The organism is Aquirufa originis (assembly GCF_042714495.1).
In the GTDB taxonomy this organism is placed as follows: Bacteria; Bacteroidota; Bacteroidia; order Cytophagales; family Spirosomataceae; genus Aquirufa; species Aquirufa originis.
On sequence record NZ_JBBKXY010000002.1, the window covers coordinates 285,610 to 303,412 of the forward strand.

Consider the following 17,803-nt stretch of genomic DNA (forward strand, 5'->3'; position numbering starts at 1 on the left):
TCTACAGAAAAGGATTCCCCCATTTCTTGTTCGTATACACGTCCTTTCCGGTCAAGGTACGCAAAAAGGCGACCATGGAATTGATTTCGTCGGGAGTCATTTGGAGGTTTTGGCCGATATTGTTCGGCTTCAAACGCGCATCTAAATTCGTATTCCGTGGGTTAGCCGCAATCGTATTATAATGATTCAACACCTGGCGAATTGTAGCAGAAGCAGCTGTATGCATGAAAGGGGTGTTTGCTACACCCGCCGCATTTAAGATGTCACGTAAAGAAGGAGAACGCGTGTTATCCAAATCCGTTTGGTTGCTTCCGATCACGCCGATGAAACCATTGTTACGAGTATTCGGATCAATGTCAAACTCCGGGGCTTGGTGGCAACCTTGGCATCCAAAACCTCCAGCTATTCGTTCGCTAGCCGCATTAAAGATGGGAGGGTTAATGAATAATGCCTTGCCCGCATTTTCTTGAGCGGTGAAATTAGGGAAAGGCGCCGCGTCATTGCCCACTTGTGCGCGGCCTATATCGTATTTCGAATCGAAGGATTGAATGCTGCGAATAAATTGGGCCAAAGCCGTTTGCATCCGCGCCTCCGTGATCGTCGCATCACCATAAGCGAGCGTAAAGAGTTCTTTGTAATAACCGATTCCATTCAGTTTTGTAATTAATGAGGCAATCGTGCCGCGTCCTGTTTGGCCACTAAAACCCATCTCTAAATGATCCACAATGGGCATCGTCGTCTGCGCCTCTAAACTGGCCGCCCGCTCGTTCCAGAAAAACTTCGCCTCATTCGCATAGCGCGTATTGATCAAACGCATCGAATGCCGAATCGTCCGCCCATTTTCCACGCCTAAACTGGAAATAGCCGTATCCCCAAACGCAAATTCCTGCTTATGGCAGCTCGCACAGGCAATCGTATTATTCGTACTCAGGTTCTTATCATAAAACAGGACACGACCCAGCGTCGCAGCCTTATCCGTGATGGCATTCGCCCCCGTATTATCCTTATTCACATACGCTGGCTTGCCTTGTGCGGCATAATTTTCAAGCGCCGAAGGATTAATCGAGAGTGCTTTTTGGATTTCTACATACGGATCCGAGGTAACGGTATCCAGCGAATCTTTGCAGCTGAATAATAATAGACTTAGAACAAGAGTGTATAAACGCATAGATTGATTTTTTTCTGCTAAACGTAAATGTAGAAAAATAGTATGCTTTAAACCGGTCTAGTAGACGTTTCGTAACATCTTGGCGATGAATAGCCTAAGGTTGATTTGTGTCAAAGTCCAAAGGAAGTAATTCCGCCATCCCTATTTTGCCCATATCTCCCCGCATTTCGATGGAGTAAGGATTCATGATATCGCCTGTATTCGTCACTTGGATCAGGCCTTTGGGAATTAGAATCGTATATGGATAAGGTGCGTCTATAAAGATGGGCCTCATCACACGCTTTTTATTGAAGACAATTTCCATGGGAATTCGCCATTCAAGGGTTCGTAAGCCATCTGTGGTAACAGGGCCGGCTAAGTCAGCCGCCTTAAAGGCGACATGCCGTTCATTGTTCCTGTCAAAAAACAAGCCCCTCCGCAAATTATTCAAATATTCCGGCTTCAATAAATAGGCATTGAATCCCTCTTCTTCCAGTCGATTATCCACCAAAGCCTTCAAAAAATGCTTCATCGAACCCTCATAAGCCTCCACTCGATTTCGCTGCCACCTCCGCTCCTGCCGCGCATCTTCCGGTACTAATTTCTCAAAACTCGCCAAACCCTTATACGCCGTCAGACTATTCGTCTTCTCAAAATTGTCCATGAAATACGTAATCTTATAGCCCAGCGTCTTGTTGACAATTTGTACGGGTTGCGCGGCCTTGGCAGTAAAGATGTCCTCGTTTTCAGAAAAATCGACTACTTCCCTATTCGTGATATAGACCTCTTTTCGATTATAACTTTCCCCTAAAAACCCCTTCTCGAACGCCCTAAATTGCTTTTCCCAGGTCTTGTCCTGCGAACCCACTACCCGTACTTCGGCCAGTGTTTTGTTGTCTTCTTCTAAATTGAAATTCAATTCTAAGATTTTTGCAGGGAATTCCAGGGAAACTAGCTTAGGTAAATACCCCACCATTGAGGCTACCAAACGATGTCTTCCAGGTGGAATATTCTTCAAGACATAATGCCCGTTCGCATCCGTCTGCGTACCTATCGTAGTACCTTCAAGGAACACACTGGCTCCCGGAATGGAAACGTTACCTTTCTCTACCACAGATCCAATTAACTGATATTTTTGCTGTGCGAAGACGAAAAAGGGGGCAAGAAGCAGGGTGAATAGCAGGCGCATCATTTATCTTTGACTAAATGTAAGCAAATAAATTCAAGAATGATTAACCGCCTATTTTACGAGCCATTAACGCCTGATAACAGTATCAAGCTGGATCTAAGTGCGAAGAATAAGGAGCTAAAACGCCGTATTTATTCTAAAATCGACGCTTTTTGCGCGTATATGGAAGAAAAATTAGGGGCCAAATACGGTGTAGGCGGCTACCTCGAACACCGCATCATCTACGAGGCACACGAGAATTTTGCGACGAACGCAGACGATTTCAGGAACATTCACTTAGGAGTTGATCTTTGGGCACCAGCGGGAACACCCGTTTTCGCGCCGTTAGCTGGTATCGTTCACAGCTATCAAGTTAATCGCGGCTCAGGAAATTATGGCCCCACCATTATCCTCTACCACCCCGCAGAAAACATCTACAGTTTGTACGGACATCTAGGGATGGAAGATATGGCGGAAATAGACGAGGGAATGAATTTTGACGCAGGAGAACTGCTTTGCCACCTAGGCAACTCGGACGAAAATGGCGGCTGGCCGCCGCACCTACATTTTCAACTCATCCGCGATCTGCAAGGATTTCATGGGGATTATCCGGGCGTTTGTTCTAAGCGGGATGTGGCGTTTTATGCGGAAAATTGCCCGGATCCTATGGGATTTAGTTAGGGTTCCCCTAAACGGTAATAGCCTGGTGAAAATCACCGGCTATTACATATTATTCTATCATTTTTTAAAACCTTAGAGTTAGGGCTTTTTAGTAGTAATTTCTACTACACCGTTTGCACCTTTTTCTGCATATTTTGCTTTGGCTTTTTCGCCTTTTAAGACATTCATCGATTGGATGTTATTCGGGTTTAAATCGTTTAGATTTATCTCAGAGGTGATGACGCCATCGATGACGATGAGGGGTTTGACTTTTTGACCAGACGATGGCTTAAATACTATGCCTGATTTTTCACTAGGCGAAGTAGCGGTATTACCTACTTTCTCTGCTCGAAATACCACCTGTTTGCCTTCACTATTTGCACCTTTAAATTCTACCGTGGTTGAATCGAGATAGATCAATTTGACGTCAGAACCAGAGCCATGTAAAGTGAGAACAGGCGGAGTCGGCGGTGCAGGCGCACCAGCGGGTGGCGGCGGAGGTGGCATGTCACGAGTGGCAACAGAAAACACTTTCTTGCCTGTTTTAGGGTCAGAAAAAGTGGTCGAATCTGGTCGCATCGTAACCGTGTATTGTGTTGCCAATTCCTTTTTAGGCTTAGGCTTTTGAGCGCTCAATTGGATCGAGAATAAGACCAAAGAAATCGCCACTAGAGGCAATACGGCCACCTTTCTTAGGTAGGCGTATTTAGGGGTATTGGAGGTTGTTAACATAATAATTCTTCGTTTAATAGATGAGTAATAGAATGAGTGACTCGGATTTAAAAAATGATTACCGTAATAGGTTTGTAAGAGCATTTTGGCAAAAGCATCCACCTCTCCGGTGCCCACCGCGTCGCGGTCAGCGATAAATTCGTGAATGTTTTGCAATTCCTTTTGCATGATCCAGTTGAAAGGATTCATCCAAAAAATGGAACAAATTAGTTGAGAAAAAAGGCGATCCCAAGAGTGTTTTTCGCGAATGTGGGCGAGCTCGTGTTGCAGTATTTTGCGGCCACTTTCGTCTTCCATCGAGATCGATTTTTTCCAAAAAAGGTTCGAGAAAAACGAGAACGGCGCTTCGTCTAAGTCTGTTTCGATGAAGGTGAAATCGCCCATCTGCTTTTTGGCACTAACCGCTTTCAAACGGAAAACCTTCAGAATAGAATAGGCTAAATAACCGACAAATAGAGCGCTTATACCCATTATGACAAGGATTTCCCAAGAAATGCTTTCTTGCTGTACTTGTGAAGCGGGTAGCTGTGTCAAATAGATCAGCACCTTCTTCGCTCCTGCCGCCTGCTCCTCAGAAACGGTAAACGTGGACAGTTTAAAGAAAGGAATGACCAGACTCAGGGCCATTGACGCTAACAGATAGAAGCGATTGTAAGCGTGGTAAATCGTGTTCTTCAAAAACAACGTGTAGTATCCGAAGAAAATCCCTGATAAAATCATCGACTTCAACAGGTAGATAAATAGTTCCATCTTATTCATCGCCTTTCGATTTTAAGTTTTGCAATAGGAGTTCTAAATCCTCAATAGACATCTGCTTTTTGTCCACTAAATAGGACACCACGTTCGTGTAAGATCCATCGAAAAAGGATTCCGTTAAACCAGCCATGCGTTGGCCTGAATAATCACGTTTCGAGACTTTCGCGGAATAGAGATTGTTCCGATTCGGATTAGTGATTTGGACAAAATTCTTCTCCACTAAAATCTTCAACAGCGTCGCCACCGTATTCGAGTGTGGCTTCGGCTCCGGCAATAGTTCAATGATGTCCTTCAAGAATCCCCCTTCCGACAAATTCCAAATGACCTGCATGACCTGCTCCTCTGCTTGTGTTAATTTTTTCATTCGTTTTGCGTTTCGTTGAGGCAAATGTATAACTAAATTTTTAGTTACAAAATATTTCTAACTATTTTTTTAGTTATTATTTTGTGTGTAGTAATTTGGAAAGTCAAATAATCTATCGAAATTTAATCCCACTATGATACACGAAATTGCGACCTGCCTCTGGTTTGACAAGAATGCAAAAGAGGCTGCTGACTTTTATCAAAGCACTTTTTCAGGCTTTGAGCCTATCTCTCAAAACCCCATGGCGGTAAATTACCGTCTATTTAATAGACGCTTTATGCACCTAAATGGCGGACCAGGATACCCGATTAATCCATCTATTTCCTTCTTCTTAAATCTAGAAGACGAGGAAGAAATCAAACGTGTTTGGGCGAAATTAACCGAAAATGGAACCGTGTTAATGGATCTAAATACGTATCCATGGAGTCCTTTGTATGGATGGGCTGCGGATCAGTTTGGGGTGAATTGGCAGATCATGAAGAACCATGAATCACACGCTAAGATGGCCCCTAATTTGATGTTTAACGGTGTCAATAATGGGAAGGCAAACGAAGCGATTGATTTTTATACGTCCCTTTTCCCTAACTCAGAAATACTTCACAAGGCGCTGTATGAAAAAGGGGAACACGATACGGAGGGTAATGTGAAATATTCTCAATTTACATTGAACGGCAAACCCTTCCATTTAATGGAGAGTTCGATGGATCATCAACATAACTTCAATGAAGGCGTTTCGATGATGGTCACGGTCGATACACAGGAAGAAATTGATCACTTGTGGGATCATTTAGTCGATGGAGGTTCGCCGGGAAGATGCGGTTGGTTGAAAGATAAATATGGGGTTTCTTGGCAGATTGTTCCTTCGGTTTTGGGAAAATTAATGAGCAATCCAGAGACCGCTCCTAAGGCGACATATGCCTTTTTACAGATGTCTAAATTTGTAATCGCGGATTTAGAAAATGCGGTAAAATAAAAAAAGGGGGGCACTAATAGCGCCGCCCTTTTCTAAACCCTTTTCAACAAAAAATTCTATTATTTCTTCGCAGCGGCTTTCATCGCTGCAAACTCGTCTACGATCGCTTTAGTATCATAAAAATGAACTTCTTGTGTCACTTTATCATTTTCCCACTTTATAGCTTGGTGCACGTTCATAACAAGTTCCTTGCCTGTAAACTTCCCTTTTACATGCCAAGTGCCCCAAAGGTTAGTCCAAGTTTCTCCATTATTCATTTTTAATGTCATCACACGAAGGAAACTGAAGCGAGGATTATCCCAAAGTTGGCCATTCGAAGTAAAATCCGCCATATAAGCTTTCTTTCCTTTAATATCAGGAATGGTATCTCCTGGATAATAAACAGCAATGTTATCTGCAATTTCATCCCACTTATAAGTCGTGTCATTAGCAAAAGCTGCCTTGATCTGGTTTTGAATAATTTGCGATTTCTCATCCGTAGAAGACATGGTGCCTCCTAAAGAATCTGCACTTGCTTCTGTAGAGGTAGCAGCTGCCTCTTGCTTTTGACCGCAAGAAAATAAGGCTGTAGCAACAGCCATGATCATGAATATTTTTTTCATTGTGTGTGTTTATTTAGTAGATAGAGCAATTTTAGTGATCATGGTTGCATTAAGTGATCTTTTCACCGTTGCCTGCTTCATGAATTCTTCAGGTGAAATACCTAATGCTTTTGGAATTGCTTTGTAATAGCTATCAGAGAATTGATCTAATTTTGATAATTTATCGATGCTCTGAACAGTTGTGTAATTATACTTCACTTCATCAGAAGAAGGATATAAAGTCTTGTAGAACGACCAGCCTGAAATATTTCCAGCTGCTACTCTCTCTTCGTGCACTTTTAATACTTTTTGCTCAAACGCTTCATAAGCAGCAGCGTCTGTTACTTTCATCATATCAAAAATGATGAAATGATCCTTGTTTGTACCTTTAGCTGTACCTGTAATTTTCTTGCCTATGGAGTGACGAAGAATGGTTTGAGTACTGATAGTAGCGGCTGAAAGTTTCGCTAAACCCGGATCTGTTTTTAAGATTTCGCCAAATAATTCCATCGGATAAAGATGAATTTTATCTAAATCGGAACCCCAATTCACAGTCATATAATCAAAGTCAATTCCCTCGGATTTAATCGTATTGTACGGGACATACATGGCCCAGCCATCAATAATACCAGCTGACTTGCGCGCTTCATGAATAGGCAAATATTGCTTTTCCAATGCAATGGCATCGTCCATCGTTTTTCCCGGCTGTAATTTGTGGTACGCTACCATCGTGTAGCGATTTTGTGCGAAAGTCGCTGCAGATACGAGCAGGACTAGGGCTAGAGAGGTGAGTAGTTTTTTCATTTCTTTTAAGGTTATGTTTCCTCAAACCTAGAAACATTACCATTAAAAGAAATTACATCACTATTATCATTTGTTCCAAAATCCGTAAACGGAACAAATTCCTACCCTACTGCATCGATTGAATCCAGGAACGAACTAATTCAACTCCCTCATGGTGAGTGAGTTGTCTGCCTAATTCCGGCATCATGACGCCGGGGTCACGGGACGCCATTCGGTAGTGTAAAATACTTTGTTCCGGCTTGCCGGGAACAATATCGTAACTCAGATTTCCTGAGCCGCGGCCAGCGGCAACAGGGGATTTTAGGAAGCCATAGGCCGTGCGATCTTTGGAATCCCAAGTTAAATAGAGGCCAGAAGAGCGGGCTGGACCGGTGGGATTATGGCAGTGGGCACAATTGATATCGAGGTAGGCTTTCACCCGATCGTCGAGAGAAGCTGCCGTGTTGGAATAGTTGACGAGGGCGGGAATGTGGTCTTTTGGCAAGCCCTTTAATATGCCTGCCGTCTCCCAATGTTGCAATTGTTGGCCATCGTTTAATTGGCGAATGGATGGGCCAATCGGCGTTATTTGCCCAGAACGTTCGTGGCAGCCCTTGCATTGGTTCATGTTTGGGACTTGGTATTCGAAGGATTGCTTTTTACCAGAGGCGTCTGTCCACGCAACCATGTCGCTTCCGCCAGCCACTTCCAGCGTGGCATCCGTTTGTTCTTTGTTCCAAATGTAGGGTAATGCCACCCAGCCTTTGGCTTCATGCAATAAAACGCGGGTTTCCATCAGGCGGCGACCTTTCTTCGGGTTGCGTTCGTCGATGGGATAATAGAAGGTTTTGACGATGGCGGTGCCCACCGGGAATTGCAAAACGGAATCCGGATTATAAGCGACCGATTGCCCTTCAGGGAGTTTTATGAAACGTAGTTTCGAAGCGTAATCAGAGAATAAAGGGGAATTTAGGGCGTAAGGAACGACGCCTTCTGCCGGAATTTGGTCCTTTAAAAAACCTCTGAAAAAACCGTAATCAGACAAGTTTTCTCTGTAATTAGTTTCTGCCGAAATAAGCCCAATAAACGCTAACAATAAAACGCCCAGTATCCGCATCAGAATTTGATCGATTTCACGTGTTCTAAATCACAATCAAACAAATCTTTGCCTTGCTTCAAGCCTTTGAAATTATTCTCGGCATCGAGGTAGGCGGTACTTTGGTTGACATTATCCCGCACACAAATGGAATAATCCAACGGGTATTTCCCATCTGGACCTACCTTCGCTGGGTTCAAAATACCATCATACACGACCGCCGGAACGTGGCGACCGAAGCGTAAAACGAAGCGGTACATTTTGCCAAAACGGCTATCCATCGGCACCCTTCTCGGTTTACGCTCGAAGGTGTTGTGGTGAATCGAAACCGCCGTAGGATAGGGATCGTAATCCTTGTCTTTGATGGCGTTTTCCGTCATATAATACGAGATAATCGCGACGCCGATCGTGGCGTGATTGATGATTTGGTTCTCAAAGAACTCGACATTACTTGTCGCCAAAACCATCATCCCCGTTCCTTTAGGCACATTTCCTACGATATTCCCTTTAGGGGCAAAGTTCTTCAAATTATTGTCCTTCACCAGGTTGTGGTGGACACGGACGTGGCCGCCCTTTTTTTGGACTAAATCAGGTAAATCAAAAACCAAAATACCGCCCGTATTCCCGATCGCCTTGTTATTATAGACATCCGCATAGAGGGAATTTTCGATCTCGATGCCGGCCACATTTTCATAGGCCTCTGAATTACGAACAATAATATGTTTAGACTGCCCCACGTAAATGCCCGCATCCGAAGCGCCAATCGCGATGCATGAATCGATCAAGACATTCTCACATAAAACGGGATAGAGTGCGTAAGAGCCATTTGTGGGCTTGGGACCACCTGTCCACGCTGCCTTCAGGCGGCGAAAGGTGATACCTTTTACATTCATCGTCTTGATCAAATCGCCTTTGGAATCCTCCGTCGTCATATCCTCAATCACGATGTTTTCACAGTTCGAAACCCGAATGCCTTCTGCGCCTTGGGTTTGGCCTTTAAAGCTCAAAATGGTTTTATCGATGCCCTTTCCGCGCAAGGTGATGTTCTTTTTCCCTTCTAAAGACAAGGATTTAGTCAGCTGGAAACGCCCCGCCTCGATCTCGATCGTGGAGCCATCTTCGGCTAAAATGAGGCGCTTTTGCAGGTTTTTTTCAAAATCTGCTTGGCCTAAAGCCGAAAAACAAAGTAGTAGGAAAAGGTATTTCATCGGTTCTTACATTAATTGTTCGGTATCAATTTCCATAAAGTCCTCCACTAAGGGAATGAAAAATTCCTGCACGAAGGCGTCGTGTTGTGGATGAATCGAATAGGCTTGGTACATTTCAGGCGATGCGAATTCCATGGAGAAGCCGTATTTGAACTTGTTTTTGGGGCTTGTTTGGCGAGAGACTTCCATTTTTTCTACTCCGTTAATTTCTTCTAATGCTTTCAGCGCCACGAAGAATTCGTGCTTCTGTGATTCTGAAACCGTTGCCTTAAAATTAAAAATGCCTGCGTGTCGTAAACTCATTAGTTACCGTATTTATGGATGATGGCTATTTGTCCTGCATGATAAGCCGTGTGGGAGACAATTCTACCCAAGGCTTCTGCTTTTGTTTTTGTCCCAAATTCCTTCGTCGTAATCACCTCCGACCAAACCGAATCAGGCTGTGAAACTAAGGTGTCGTGTAGGGTTTCGAAAGACTCCTGCACATAGGCTAACAAGGTGGGCAAATCTACCCACTCACCCGTATCGTGGCCGGAAATAACCGTTTTAGCGGATACTTGCACCGAAGAATTCCCAAACACATTCTTCGAAAATAACAATTCCACATCCCCGATGTGGCGAATCAAAAACCCAATCGAATTAGGCGAATCGCCTAAATGCTTGCTTAAATCCTCTGCAAGTAAGGTTTTCAATTGATTCGAAAATCGCGTACGGGCCTCGACCCACTCAGCGACAAAATGATTCGTCGTTTCCATGTACCAAGTTAAGGAATTTGCGGTAAAATTTTTGAATAGCGCTGACAACTAGTAAATTGAGGAAAATCTAGACCTATGAAAAAAGTACTTTTACTATCGTTGTTGCTTACCAGCACGCTGGTTTACAGCCAAACTTACTCCCCTACTCCCGCAAATCTAGCGGCGAGAACGGATTTCCAAAACAACAAATACGGTCTTTTCGTGCACTGGGGCATTTCTTCGATGCTAGCCGATGGCGAATGGGTGATGAACAACCGGAAGATCGAAAAGAAAGATTACCAACGTCTTTTAAAGGGCTTTTATCCGTCCGAATTCAACGCAGCCGAGTGGGTTACTATGGCCAAGAATTCTGGCATGAAATACATCATTTTCATCACGCGCCACCACGATGGTTTCTCGAATTGGGATACACAACAATCGGATTGGAAGATTACGAATACGCCCTTTAAGCGCGATGTGCTGAAGGAATTAGCGGCGGAATGCAAGAAGCAGGGGATTAAACTGGGTTTATACTATTCGACTTTGGACTGGTACCGCGATGATTATCCGCGGGAAACGGGGCGCACGGGCCAAAGCTCGGGAAGAACGGGAAAGAGCGATTATGCCTCTTATTTGAAATTCATGAAGGCGCAGTTAACGGAGTTGTTGACGAACTATGGCGAGATTTCAAACATCTGGTTTGATGGCCATTGGGATCAAACGAATCCGGAGGGAAATAAGGATCGCAGCTCGCGGATTGATTGGAAATACGATGAGATTTATGGCTTGATTCACTCGATTCAGCCGGCGTGTATGATCGGGAATAACCACCATTTGGATCCGATTCCAGGAGAGGATTTCCAAATGTTCGAACGCGATCTTCCAGGTGAAAATCTACATGGTTTGAGCTTTCAAACGGCGTCTGCTTTGCCTTTGGAAACCTGCGAAACCATCAACGGCGCTTGGGGTTATAATATGAACGACCACAAGTACAAAACGCCTACCCAAATTCACCAGTTATTGGTAGGAGCGGCGGGTCGCAATGCGAACTTATTATTGAACGTGGGCCCGATGCCTACGGGCAAGATTCAGCCGGAATTCACGGACAGTTTAGCGGTGGTAGGCAAATGGCTTGAGGCGAACGGCCGTTCGGTTTATGGAACGCGCGGAGGACCGGTGAAACCGCAACAATGGGGTGTGACAACGGAGAACGCGAGCAGTGTGTTTGTGCATTTGTTCCACAAACCGAGTGAAGAAAGCATGTTCATTCCAGGCAAATACAAGAAGGCTTCCGTTTTAAATGGCGCCCCTGTCAAAGCTAAAATCGAGAAGAATGGAATGCGAATTGTGGTGGCGGATGTGCCGGTGGGGACACAGGTGATTGAGCTTTTGAAATAAAAAAGGGGCCGCTTTTTGCGCTGCGCTATGCACGCGCGGCCCCTCCTCTTTTATTTCAATGCTCCGTAAATAATATTCTCTATTTTTTCTTGGTAATCGCCGTGGGAGTTTGGCGTGTGTTGTGACATAATCAATACAATCATTTTCTCTTTCGGGTCTGCCCAATAGGTCGTTCCATAGTAGCCGCCCCAAGCGAAGGATCCTTTGTTGCGCATCTTGCGGTTAGCGGTTTTTTCGCCAGTGATTTGGAAACCTAATCCATAATCATCGTTACCTAAATTGAAGTTAGGGCTCACCATCAATTCTGCGGTACGTCGACCGATTAGCTGCTTCCCGTTGTATTTACCGCCATTCAGGATGCATTGCAAGAAGACCGCGTAGTCAAATGCCGTAGACGAAAGTCCAGCACCGCCAGAGAAGAAGGTCTTTTTGAATAAGGGATAGTTCGGGTTGATGCCACGGTAGGTGGATGACCACGGGATGATTTGGTTCTGCTCATTTTCCGTGTATACCGTAGGCAAGCGCGATCCCTTATCCGCCGGCAAATTGAAATAGGTATCTTTCATTCCTAATGGGATGAAAATGTGGTTTGTTAAATAGGCTTCCAAAGTCTCTCCGCTAATCACCTCAATCAAACAGCCTAACACATCCGTGTTCAAACCATAGGTGAATTTTTCGCCTGGATTGTGGATCAAAGGCAGGGTCCCTAATTTCGTGATTGCCTGCAATAAAGTGGTTCCATTATCGCCTAGTCCAGATGGAACACCCGCTTTTGCATAGATCGCCTTCATTTTTTCGGATCCGATTCCCGCGTAATCTAAGCCCGAAGAGTGCGTTAATAAATCGCGGAAAGTGATCTCGCGTTTGGCTGGTTCCGAAGTATAGCTCGTATCGGCTGCATTATAATCCTTCAAGACGCGCGGTGATTTGAAGGACGGAAGGAAGTCTGAGATCGGTTGATCTAAGCGTAATTTTCCTTGTTCGAAAAGCTGCAGGATGCCAAGGCTGGTTAGGGCTTTGGTCTGTGACATGATGCGGAAGATCGCGTCAGCTGGCATGGGTTTTTTGCTCGCCAAATCCGCGTAACCGTGGCCCTTATAATGCACGAGTTGGTTGTTCTTCACGATCAAAGTAACCGCTCCTACTAAGTGGTTTTTCTCCACATAGGATTTCACTAAAGCATCAATCGATTCTAGTTTTTTCGCATCAAAATCTGCCGTGGGCTGCACCACCGGCGATAGCACTTGCGCCGCTAACGAAAGCGGGAGCAAGAAGAGCATTAAGAGTTTTTTCATTCGTCTGTTTTAATTTTCGAGTTAAAAGGAAGGTTTAATTGGTAAGCAAAAGATTGGTCTTTGTCGTTTTCTAACACGTCTAAACCGTATTTGATTTTCTCCATCGGCGTAGCATCAAAAGTATTGAAAAGACGATCCCAAAAAGCAAAGATATTTCCGTAGTTCGAGTCCGTTTGTGGACGCTCGAAGTGGTGATGTACTTTGTGCATATTAGGTGAAATGATCACATAGGAAAGGGCCTTATCTAGCCAAAGCGGCAAACTGATATTCGCGTGATTGAACTGAGAAAGGACGACGCTGAGGCTTTGGTACAAAAACACAATCCACATAGGCGCGCCACAAACCAAAATCGCCAAAATCGCAAAGACCGCACGGATCACACTCTCGCCCGGGTGGTGGCGATTCGCCGTGGTCGTGTCCACCTGCGTGTCCGCGTGGTGCACCATGTGGAACTTCCACAGCACCTTAATCTTGTGCTCGATCAAGTGAACCAAATAGGCTCCCACTAAGTCCATCAGCAATAATCCCACGATTAAGAAGGCCCAGCTAGGCATCGCAAACCAGTGCAAAATGCCAAAATTCGCAGAGACCGTCCAGTCACTCGCCATCACTAATAGCATCGCAAACGGGAAATTAATCGCAATGGTGGTGAAAGTCAAAAAGAGGTTCAGCTTCGCGTGAGCCCACTTATTACCTTTGAAATTCACTAAGGGAATCCCGGTTTCGATCAACCAAAACAACATAATTCCGCCGGCTAAAATCAAGCCGCGGTGTGCACTAGGGATGGTAGCAAAATACGATTCAATCATCATTTTTTAACGTTACGTAAGACATATACAAAGTTTTTCACAGTCGGTCTTTGGTCATAAAAGTCCAAAATATAATAGTAGGTTCCATCCGGAACAGATCCCGTTTTCTCAAACAAAGAAGTGCCCTTGGATGTTTCGCCGGCCCAATTGTTTTGGTAATTATCCGTCTCATACACTAAACTTCCTACCCGATCAAAGATCGAAATATGGTTCGGAATAGGCTTCGTTAACAGGCCCTCAAAGATTAAGAAATCATTTTTCCCATCCCCATTAGGCGAAATTCCTTGCGGCTCGAAGAACGGACAAGGATCAGGATCCAATCGATTTTCGATCCCATCGCCATCGCAATCCGGCTTGTACTTCAACGGATTCTCCTCATCCTCGTCATAAATTCCATCTCCATCCGTGTCCAAGGTTCCGGCTGATAAAACCGTCACTGTAAGCGACGTCGTGCTGTTGCAACCCGTGTTATTGGTTCCTTTAATCGAATAGGTCGTTGTCTTAATCGGGTTCGCGATTACTACCGCTTTGTCCACCGCCGAAAGTCCGTAGCGCGGCGACCAGGCATACCGATCCGCACCTGAAGCAGTAATCGTAAGGCTCGACCAGCGAACCACTTGGGCCGGATTAGGGACAAATGTGATCGACGGAATGGGGTTAATCACGACCACAGTTCCAGAACTATAGACCGTCCCACAAACAGGCTGTGTAATCACCGCGCGGAAGTATTTTGTATTAGGCAGATTTGTAGCGGTATAACTCGAATCCGTGTTCGCGATGTCCGCTACACCCACTAAAAAGTCTGGTGTATCTGCCGATTGCCATTTCGAAATCGTCCCAATATGCCCGCTCAGCTTAATGGGCTGGCTGTTTTTGTCCCCACAGAAGGTGCCGGTTCCGGTTAATTTTCCACCCGCAATTTCTTCTGTTCGAATGACGACGGAGTTCGTGAATTCTAAACTATCTATTGATGAACGCGCGCCACGACGGTAGTAAATCGTGCTTTTCGAAAGCGGTGGCGTGTAGGTTTTTGCGGTCGCGCCTGGAATTTGAGTGAATGAAATGTTGTCTAGACTTTGTTGCCAAACATAGGTGATGGGTCTAGGGACGCCGTAGGCGTCTGTTTTTGACGTTAATGGAGAGGGTTTCGCCGGGTAGCAGAGGGATTGGTCAGAGGCAATTTCACCAGGCCACAGGTAGGGCAAGATGGTGACCGTGTCGGTTTGGACGGCATTCGATCCATTGATGGTGAAGCTGACAATCGCCGTACCCGCTGTGATACCACCTGTTAATATGGCGGTGTAGGTTCCGTTGTTATTGTTTACGACGGCAGAAACCGTTCCCAGAGTAGAGGAGATCGTCACAAGGCCGCCGTTTCCGGTTAAGTTATTGCCTTTGAAATCTTTTAATTGGACGAAGATGGTGGAATAATCCTTGTTGTTTGCCTTGATGATTTTAGGGCTCGCGTTGATGGTCGAAGTAGTCGAATCTGAGACGTTTGGTACAGAGCCGCAGAGGTCAATGGTGGGGGTTTGGTCGCAGTTGAAGATGGGTTCTTTGGCATCAAACGACGTCCCATCACCCATAGACCCATTAATGCGGTGGCCCACATAACAGAATTTAGAGCTCCCTTCCTTTACATATAACAGCGTGTGGCCTCCCATTTCCGCAAAGAGTGCCTTGTCCGTGCCTTGGTTAAATCCTCCCGCTAGACCCGGGTCATAGGAAGCATTCTCAATAGGCCTGCCTAGCATGTTGCGGGCATTATAACCCCAAGAGTATAAATCGCCTGCTTTGGTGATGGCCGAAGCAGCCGGAACGGAATTACTGTGTTCCTGTACGGTGACGAAAATGACGTTTGTGAGGAAGTCATTAGGGGCCGAAGATTTTTTAGCCTGCACCCAATCCAAATGTAATAAGTCACGTGAAAAATCACCACACTGGTAATTTTTATTATCCCCCATCGCATACAGATTTCCGGAATTACTTAGGACATAATAGGTGTTATACGAGCTACCACCTGTAATTCCGCCCGTCACCCCGATCATCTTGATCCCCTTCGTTTTAACATCAGCCGGCAAGGTCATCTCCGTAGCAAACGAGCGATAAGCAGCGCCGGTGCCATCGCCTAAAAAAGTCGAGGCTCCCCAGGTGTACATTTTGCCGTCCGTGGTTTCGGCCACAAACGCATTGTAATTCGCGCTAGCGGATTGCCCACGGACATTCTTCACTCCAGTTAAATAGGTGGTAGCATCTAATTTCACCCGTTGCCAGCTGTTCATTCCGGTGGTCCCTTGCGCCGCACCATTCCCATCCAAAGCCCCGGTCAAATACCCTAAAACGTACACATCGCCACTTTTGCTCAGTAAAACTAAGGTACGATACACGGCGAAAAGCATCTTGACATCTTGCGGTTCTAATCCCATGGGCAAACCGATAGGAGAAGATCCTGTAGGCGGAATAATTTGGGCAACTCCGGCAGAATTCGTTAAGGATGGATTAAAAAGTGATCCGATGGCTCCCCAGGCAAATAAACCGGTGGAGGTTAAGACTACAGCTTGGTCTATAGAGGCCCCGGAATTTGTACCTCCGATTCCCGCTTTGTAGATGGTACCTGAAATACCAGAATAATTCGTTCCGTTGATTTCCAAAGGGGTCAATTGCCCCGTTAAACCTGATGGAGCCATATTCGCTCCCCAAATGGAATATTCCCCCGTACTCTTGATGGCAACCGAAGCGTGGTAACCGCTGATGAGCTTATCGTAAGGGTCATTTACATTGCATTGCGCCTGTGAAGTATGCGCTACACAAAAAAATAGGATCATCCAGCCCCATACCCTAAAGTAATAGTTTATGCTAGATGATCCCATATAATAGATTTCAATTTTGATTTTAAAGTCTAAATATAGCCTTTAAATATTGAAATTTATTATTTGATAATTCTAATTTCAATGCGTCGATTCTGTGCCATTCCCGCCTTCGTTTTATTCGATGCGATAGGCTTGTCTTCTCCGTAGGCATTTACTTTAAGGCGAGAAGCCGCGATTCCATTTTTCACTAAGAATTTAGCTGCCCCTTGTGCTCTAAAGCGAGATGCCTTTAAGTTATTTTTTGAAGTACCAAAAGCATCTGAGTGACCATCAATGCGCACCTTGATTTCTGGGCGAGCCGTCAATGCAGACGCAACAACTTTCAATTTAGCCTCTGATTCAGTCGTCAACTCCCACTGGTTATTCATATACAAGATAGTCGTTTCAGCCATCGCTTCTTGATCTGCTTTCAACTGAGCCGCAGCCTTCACTTCTGCCTCCGCTTTCGCGATCGCCTCTGCTTTTGCTTTCGCCTCTGCCTCTGCTTTTGCCAAAGCCTCTGCTTTTTCTTTTGCCTCAGCTGCTGCTTTTTTAGCTGCCGTCTCGCGTGCGATTCGATCTTGTTCTGCTGCCTCCGCCGCCGCTTTTGCTGCTGCTTCTTCCGCTGCTTTCGCTGCCGCTGCGGCCGCTTCTTCCTCAGCCTTCTTCTTCGCTGCTTTCCAGCCGAAATGGTAGACAAGTCCGAAAGAAGTACTGTTATTCGATCCTCGTACAGAAGCTACTTTTACTCCCGCATCTGTCGCTTGCGCCATCGGGATGGCTAAATTCGATTGAACGATGATGGAGAAATCTCTCGATAATTTCAGATCTAAACCTAAACCACCCAAAGCGCTTAATTCATACGCATTTCCTGGGAAGCCGTAGTCGCGGCGCGCGAAAGCTTCTGCGCCTATTTGGAAAAAGGGATTGAATACCGAGGTTTTTTTACGCGGAATTAGGAAATAACGCATGTTCGCGCCAGCGGTGATGAATTTATTGTTCCAAATACCGGGACTGAAGAAATCCCCTTGAAAACCGGCCAAAGACGTATAAACCACATCCATGTTCGCCGATTTGCGCTTCGAGAATTGCAAACCTAAGTTCGTGTAGGCATTGAATTCATCCTTTCCTGTTAAGCGGTTATTTGTCCAAAGATCCGTAGGACCGCCAATGATGACTAGTGATTTATCGTTTTCTTGTGCTACGATGGTACCACTCAGGAACAAGAGAAATAGTAAGATTTTCTTCAT

General features: G+C 45.2%; 17 protein-coding genes. 3 read left to right on the top strand and 14 right to left on the bottom strand.

Annotated features, from left to right (window positions below; genetic code table 11):
- Position 1 precedes the first annotated feature (1 nt).
- Both SKC35_RS06660 and SKC35_RS06665 read right to left on the bottom strand, forming a co-directional pair.
- Complete coding sequence (locus SKC35_RS06660) at positions 2 to 1,168, bottom strand: cytochrome-c peroxidase (protein ID WP_377978609.1); 1,167 nt, start codon at positions 1,166 to 1,168, stop codon at positions 2 to 4.
- Positions 1,169 to 1,262: 94 nt separating this feature from the next.
- The gene (locus tag SKC35_RS06665; protein WP_377978610.1) at positions 1,263 to 2,339 is read right to left on the bottom strand and encodes a carboxypeptidase-like regulatory domain-containing protein; all 1,077 of its coding nucleotides are present in this window, start codon (positions 2,337 to 2,339) and stop codon (positions 1,263 to 1,265) included.
- 36 nt (positions 2,340 to 2,375) lie between these two features.
- Here SKC35_RS06665 and SKC35_RS06670 point away from each other — a divergent pair, with 36 nt between their 5' ends.
- Positions 2,376 to 2,996 carry a peptidoglycan DD-metalloendopeptidase family protein gene (locus SKC35_RS06670; protein WP_377978611.1) on the top strand — a complete coding sequence of 207 codons (621 nt, stop codon included), beginning with the start codon at positions 2,376 to 2,378 and terminating at the stop codon, positions 2,994 to 2,996.
- A 78-nt stretch (positions 2,997 to 3,074) separates the two neighbouring features.
- On the opposite strand, the gene SKC35_RS06675 is transcribed toward SKC35_RS06670, so the two are convergent.
- On the bottom strand, positions 3,075 to 4,466 hold the full coding sequence (locus tag SKC35_RS06675) for a M56 family metallopeptidase (protein ID WP_377978612.1): 1,392 nt from the start codon (positions 4,464 to 4,466) through the stop codon (positions 3,075 to 3,077).
- Positions 4,459 to 4,827, bottom strand: coding sequence for a BlaI/MecI/CopY family transcriptional regulator (locus SKC35_RS06680; protein ID WP_377978614.1), 369 nt, complete (start codon positions 4,825 to 4,827; stop codon positions 4,459 to 4,461). Before SKC35_RS06680 ends, SKC35_RS06675 begins: the two co-directional genes overlap by 8 nt.
- Positions 4,828 to 4,960: 133 nt before the next feature.
- Between SKC35_RS06680 and SKC35_RS06685 the strand changes: the two genes are divergently transcribed.
- The gene (locus SKC35_RS06685) at positions 4,961 to 5,800 is read left to right on the top strand and encodes a VOC family protein (RefSeq protein ID WP_377978615.1); all 840 of its coding nucleotides are present in this window, start codon (positions 4,961 to 4,963) and stop codon (positions 5,798 to 5,800) included.
- Positions 5,801 to 5,859: 59 nt separating this feature from the next.
- Here SKC35_RS06685 and SKC35_RS06690 read toward each other — a convergent pair whose 3' ends face one another.
- The 6 genes from SKC35_RS06690 to SKC35_RS06715 all read right to left on the bottom strand — a co-directional run bounded on the left by SKC35_RS06690 (position 5,860) and on the right by SKC35_RS06715 (position 10,223).
- Complete coding sequence (locus SKC35_RS06690) at positions 5,860 to 6,402, bottom strand: nuclear transport factor 2 family protein (protein WP_377978616.1); 543 nt, start codon at positions 6,400 to 6,402, stop codon at positions 5,860 to 5,862.
- 9 nt (positions 6,403 to 6,411) lie between these two features.
- Positions 6,412 to 7,185: a hypothetical protein gene (locus tag SKC35_RS06695; RefSeq protein ID WP_377978617.1), complete on the bottom strand. Its 774-nt coding sequence runs from the start codon at positions 7,183 to 7,185 to the stop codon at positions 6,412 to 6,414.
- 106 nt (positions 7,186 to 7,291) lie between these two features.
- Positions 7,292 to 8,281: an SO2930 family diheme c-type cytochrome gene (locus SKC35_RS06700; protein ID WP_377978618.1), complete on the bottom strand. Its 990-nt coding sequence runs from the start codon at positions 8,279 to 8,281 to the stop codon at positions 7,292 to 7,294.
- The gene (locus tag SKC35_RS06705; RefSeq protein WP_377978619.1) at positions 8,281 to 9,468 is read right to left on the bottom strand and encodes a parallel beta-helix domain-containing protein; all 1,188 of its coding nucleotides are present in this window, start codon (positions 9,466 to 9,468) and stop codon (positions 8,281 to 8,283) included. The genes SKC35_RS06700 and SKC35_RS06705 overlap by 1 nt, the downstream gene beginning before the upstream one ends.
- 6 nt (positions 9,469 to 9,474) lie before the next feature.
- Positions 9,475 to 9,771 (bottom strand): Dabb family protein, encoded by a 297-nt coding sequence (locus tag SKC35_RS06710; RefSeq protein WP_377978620.1) that lies wholly within the window; start codon positions 9,769 to 9,771, stop codon positions 9,475 to 9,477.
- On the bottom strand, positions 9,771 to 10,223 hold the full coding sequence (locus tag SKC35_RS06715; protein WP_377978621.1) for a DinB family protein: 453 nt from the start codon (positions 10,221 to 10,223) through the stop codon (positions 9,771 to 9,773). The genes SKC35_RS06710 and SKC35_RS06715 overlap by 1 nt, the downstream gene beginning before the upstream one ends.
- Before the next feature lie 75 nt (positions 10,224 to 10,298).
- Between SKC35_RS06715 and SKC35_RS06720 the strand changes: the two genes are divergently transcribed.
- Positions 10,299 to 11,600: an alpha-L-fucosidase gene (locus SKC35_RS06720; protein WP_377978622.1), complete on the top strand. Its 1,302-nt coding sequence runs from the start codon at positions 10,299 to 10,301 to the stop codon at positions 11,598 to 11,600.
- A gap of 50 nt (positions 11,601 to 11,650) precedes the next feature.
- On the opposite strand, the gene SKC35_RS06725 is transcribed toward SKC35_RS06720, so the two are convergent.
- Genes SKC35_RS06725 through SKC35_RS06740 form a run of 4 tightly spaced genes read right to left on the bottom strand, consistent with a single transcriptional unit; the run spans position 11,651 to position 17,803 of the window.
- Positions 11,651 to 12,895: a serine hydrolase domain-containing protein gene (locus SKC35_RS06725; RefSeq protein WP_377978623.1), complete on the bottom strand. Its 1,245-nt coding sequence runs from the start codon at positions 12,893 to 12,895 to the stop codon at positions 11,651 to 11,653.
- Positions 12,892 to 13,707, bottom strand: a complete 816-nt coding sequence (locus SKC35_RS06730; RefSeq protein ID WP_377978624.1) for a sterol desaturase family protein — start codon at positions 13,705 to 13,707, stop codon at positions 12,892 to 12,894. The genes SKC35_RS06725 and SKC35_RS06730 overlap by 4 nt, the downstream gene beginning before the upstream one ends.
- Positions 13,704 to 16,574, bottom strand: a complete 2,871-nt coding sequence (locus tag SKC35_RS06735) for an invasin domain 3-containing protein (protein ID WP_377978625.1) — start codon at positions 16,572 to 16,574, stop codon at positions 13,704 to 13,706. Before SKC35_RS06735 ends, SKC35_RS06730 begins: the two co-directional genes overlap by 4 nt.
- Before the next feature lie 59 nt (positions 16,575 to 16,633).
- Positions 16,634 to 17,803: an OmpA family protein gene (locus SKC35_RS06740; protein ID WP_377978626.1), complete on the bottom strand. Its 1,170-nt coding sequence runs from the start codon at positions 17,801 to 17,803 to the stop codon at positions 16,634 to 16,636.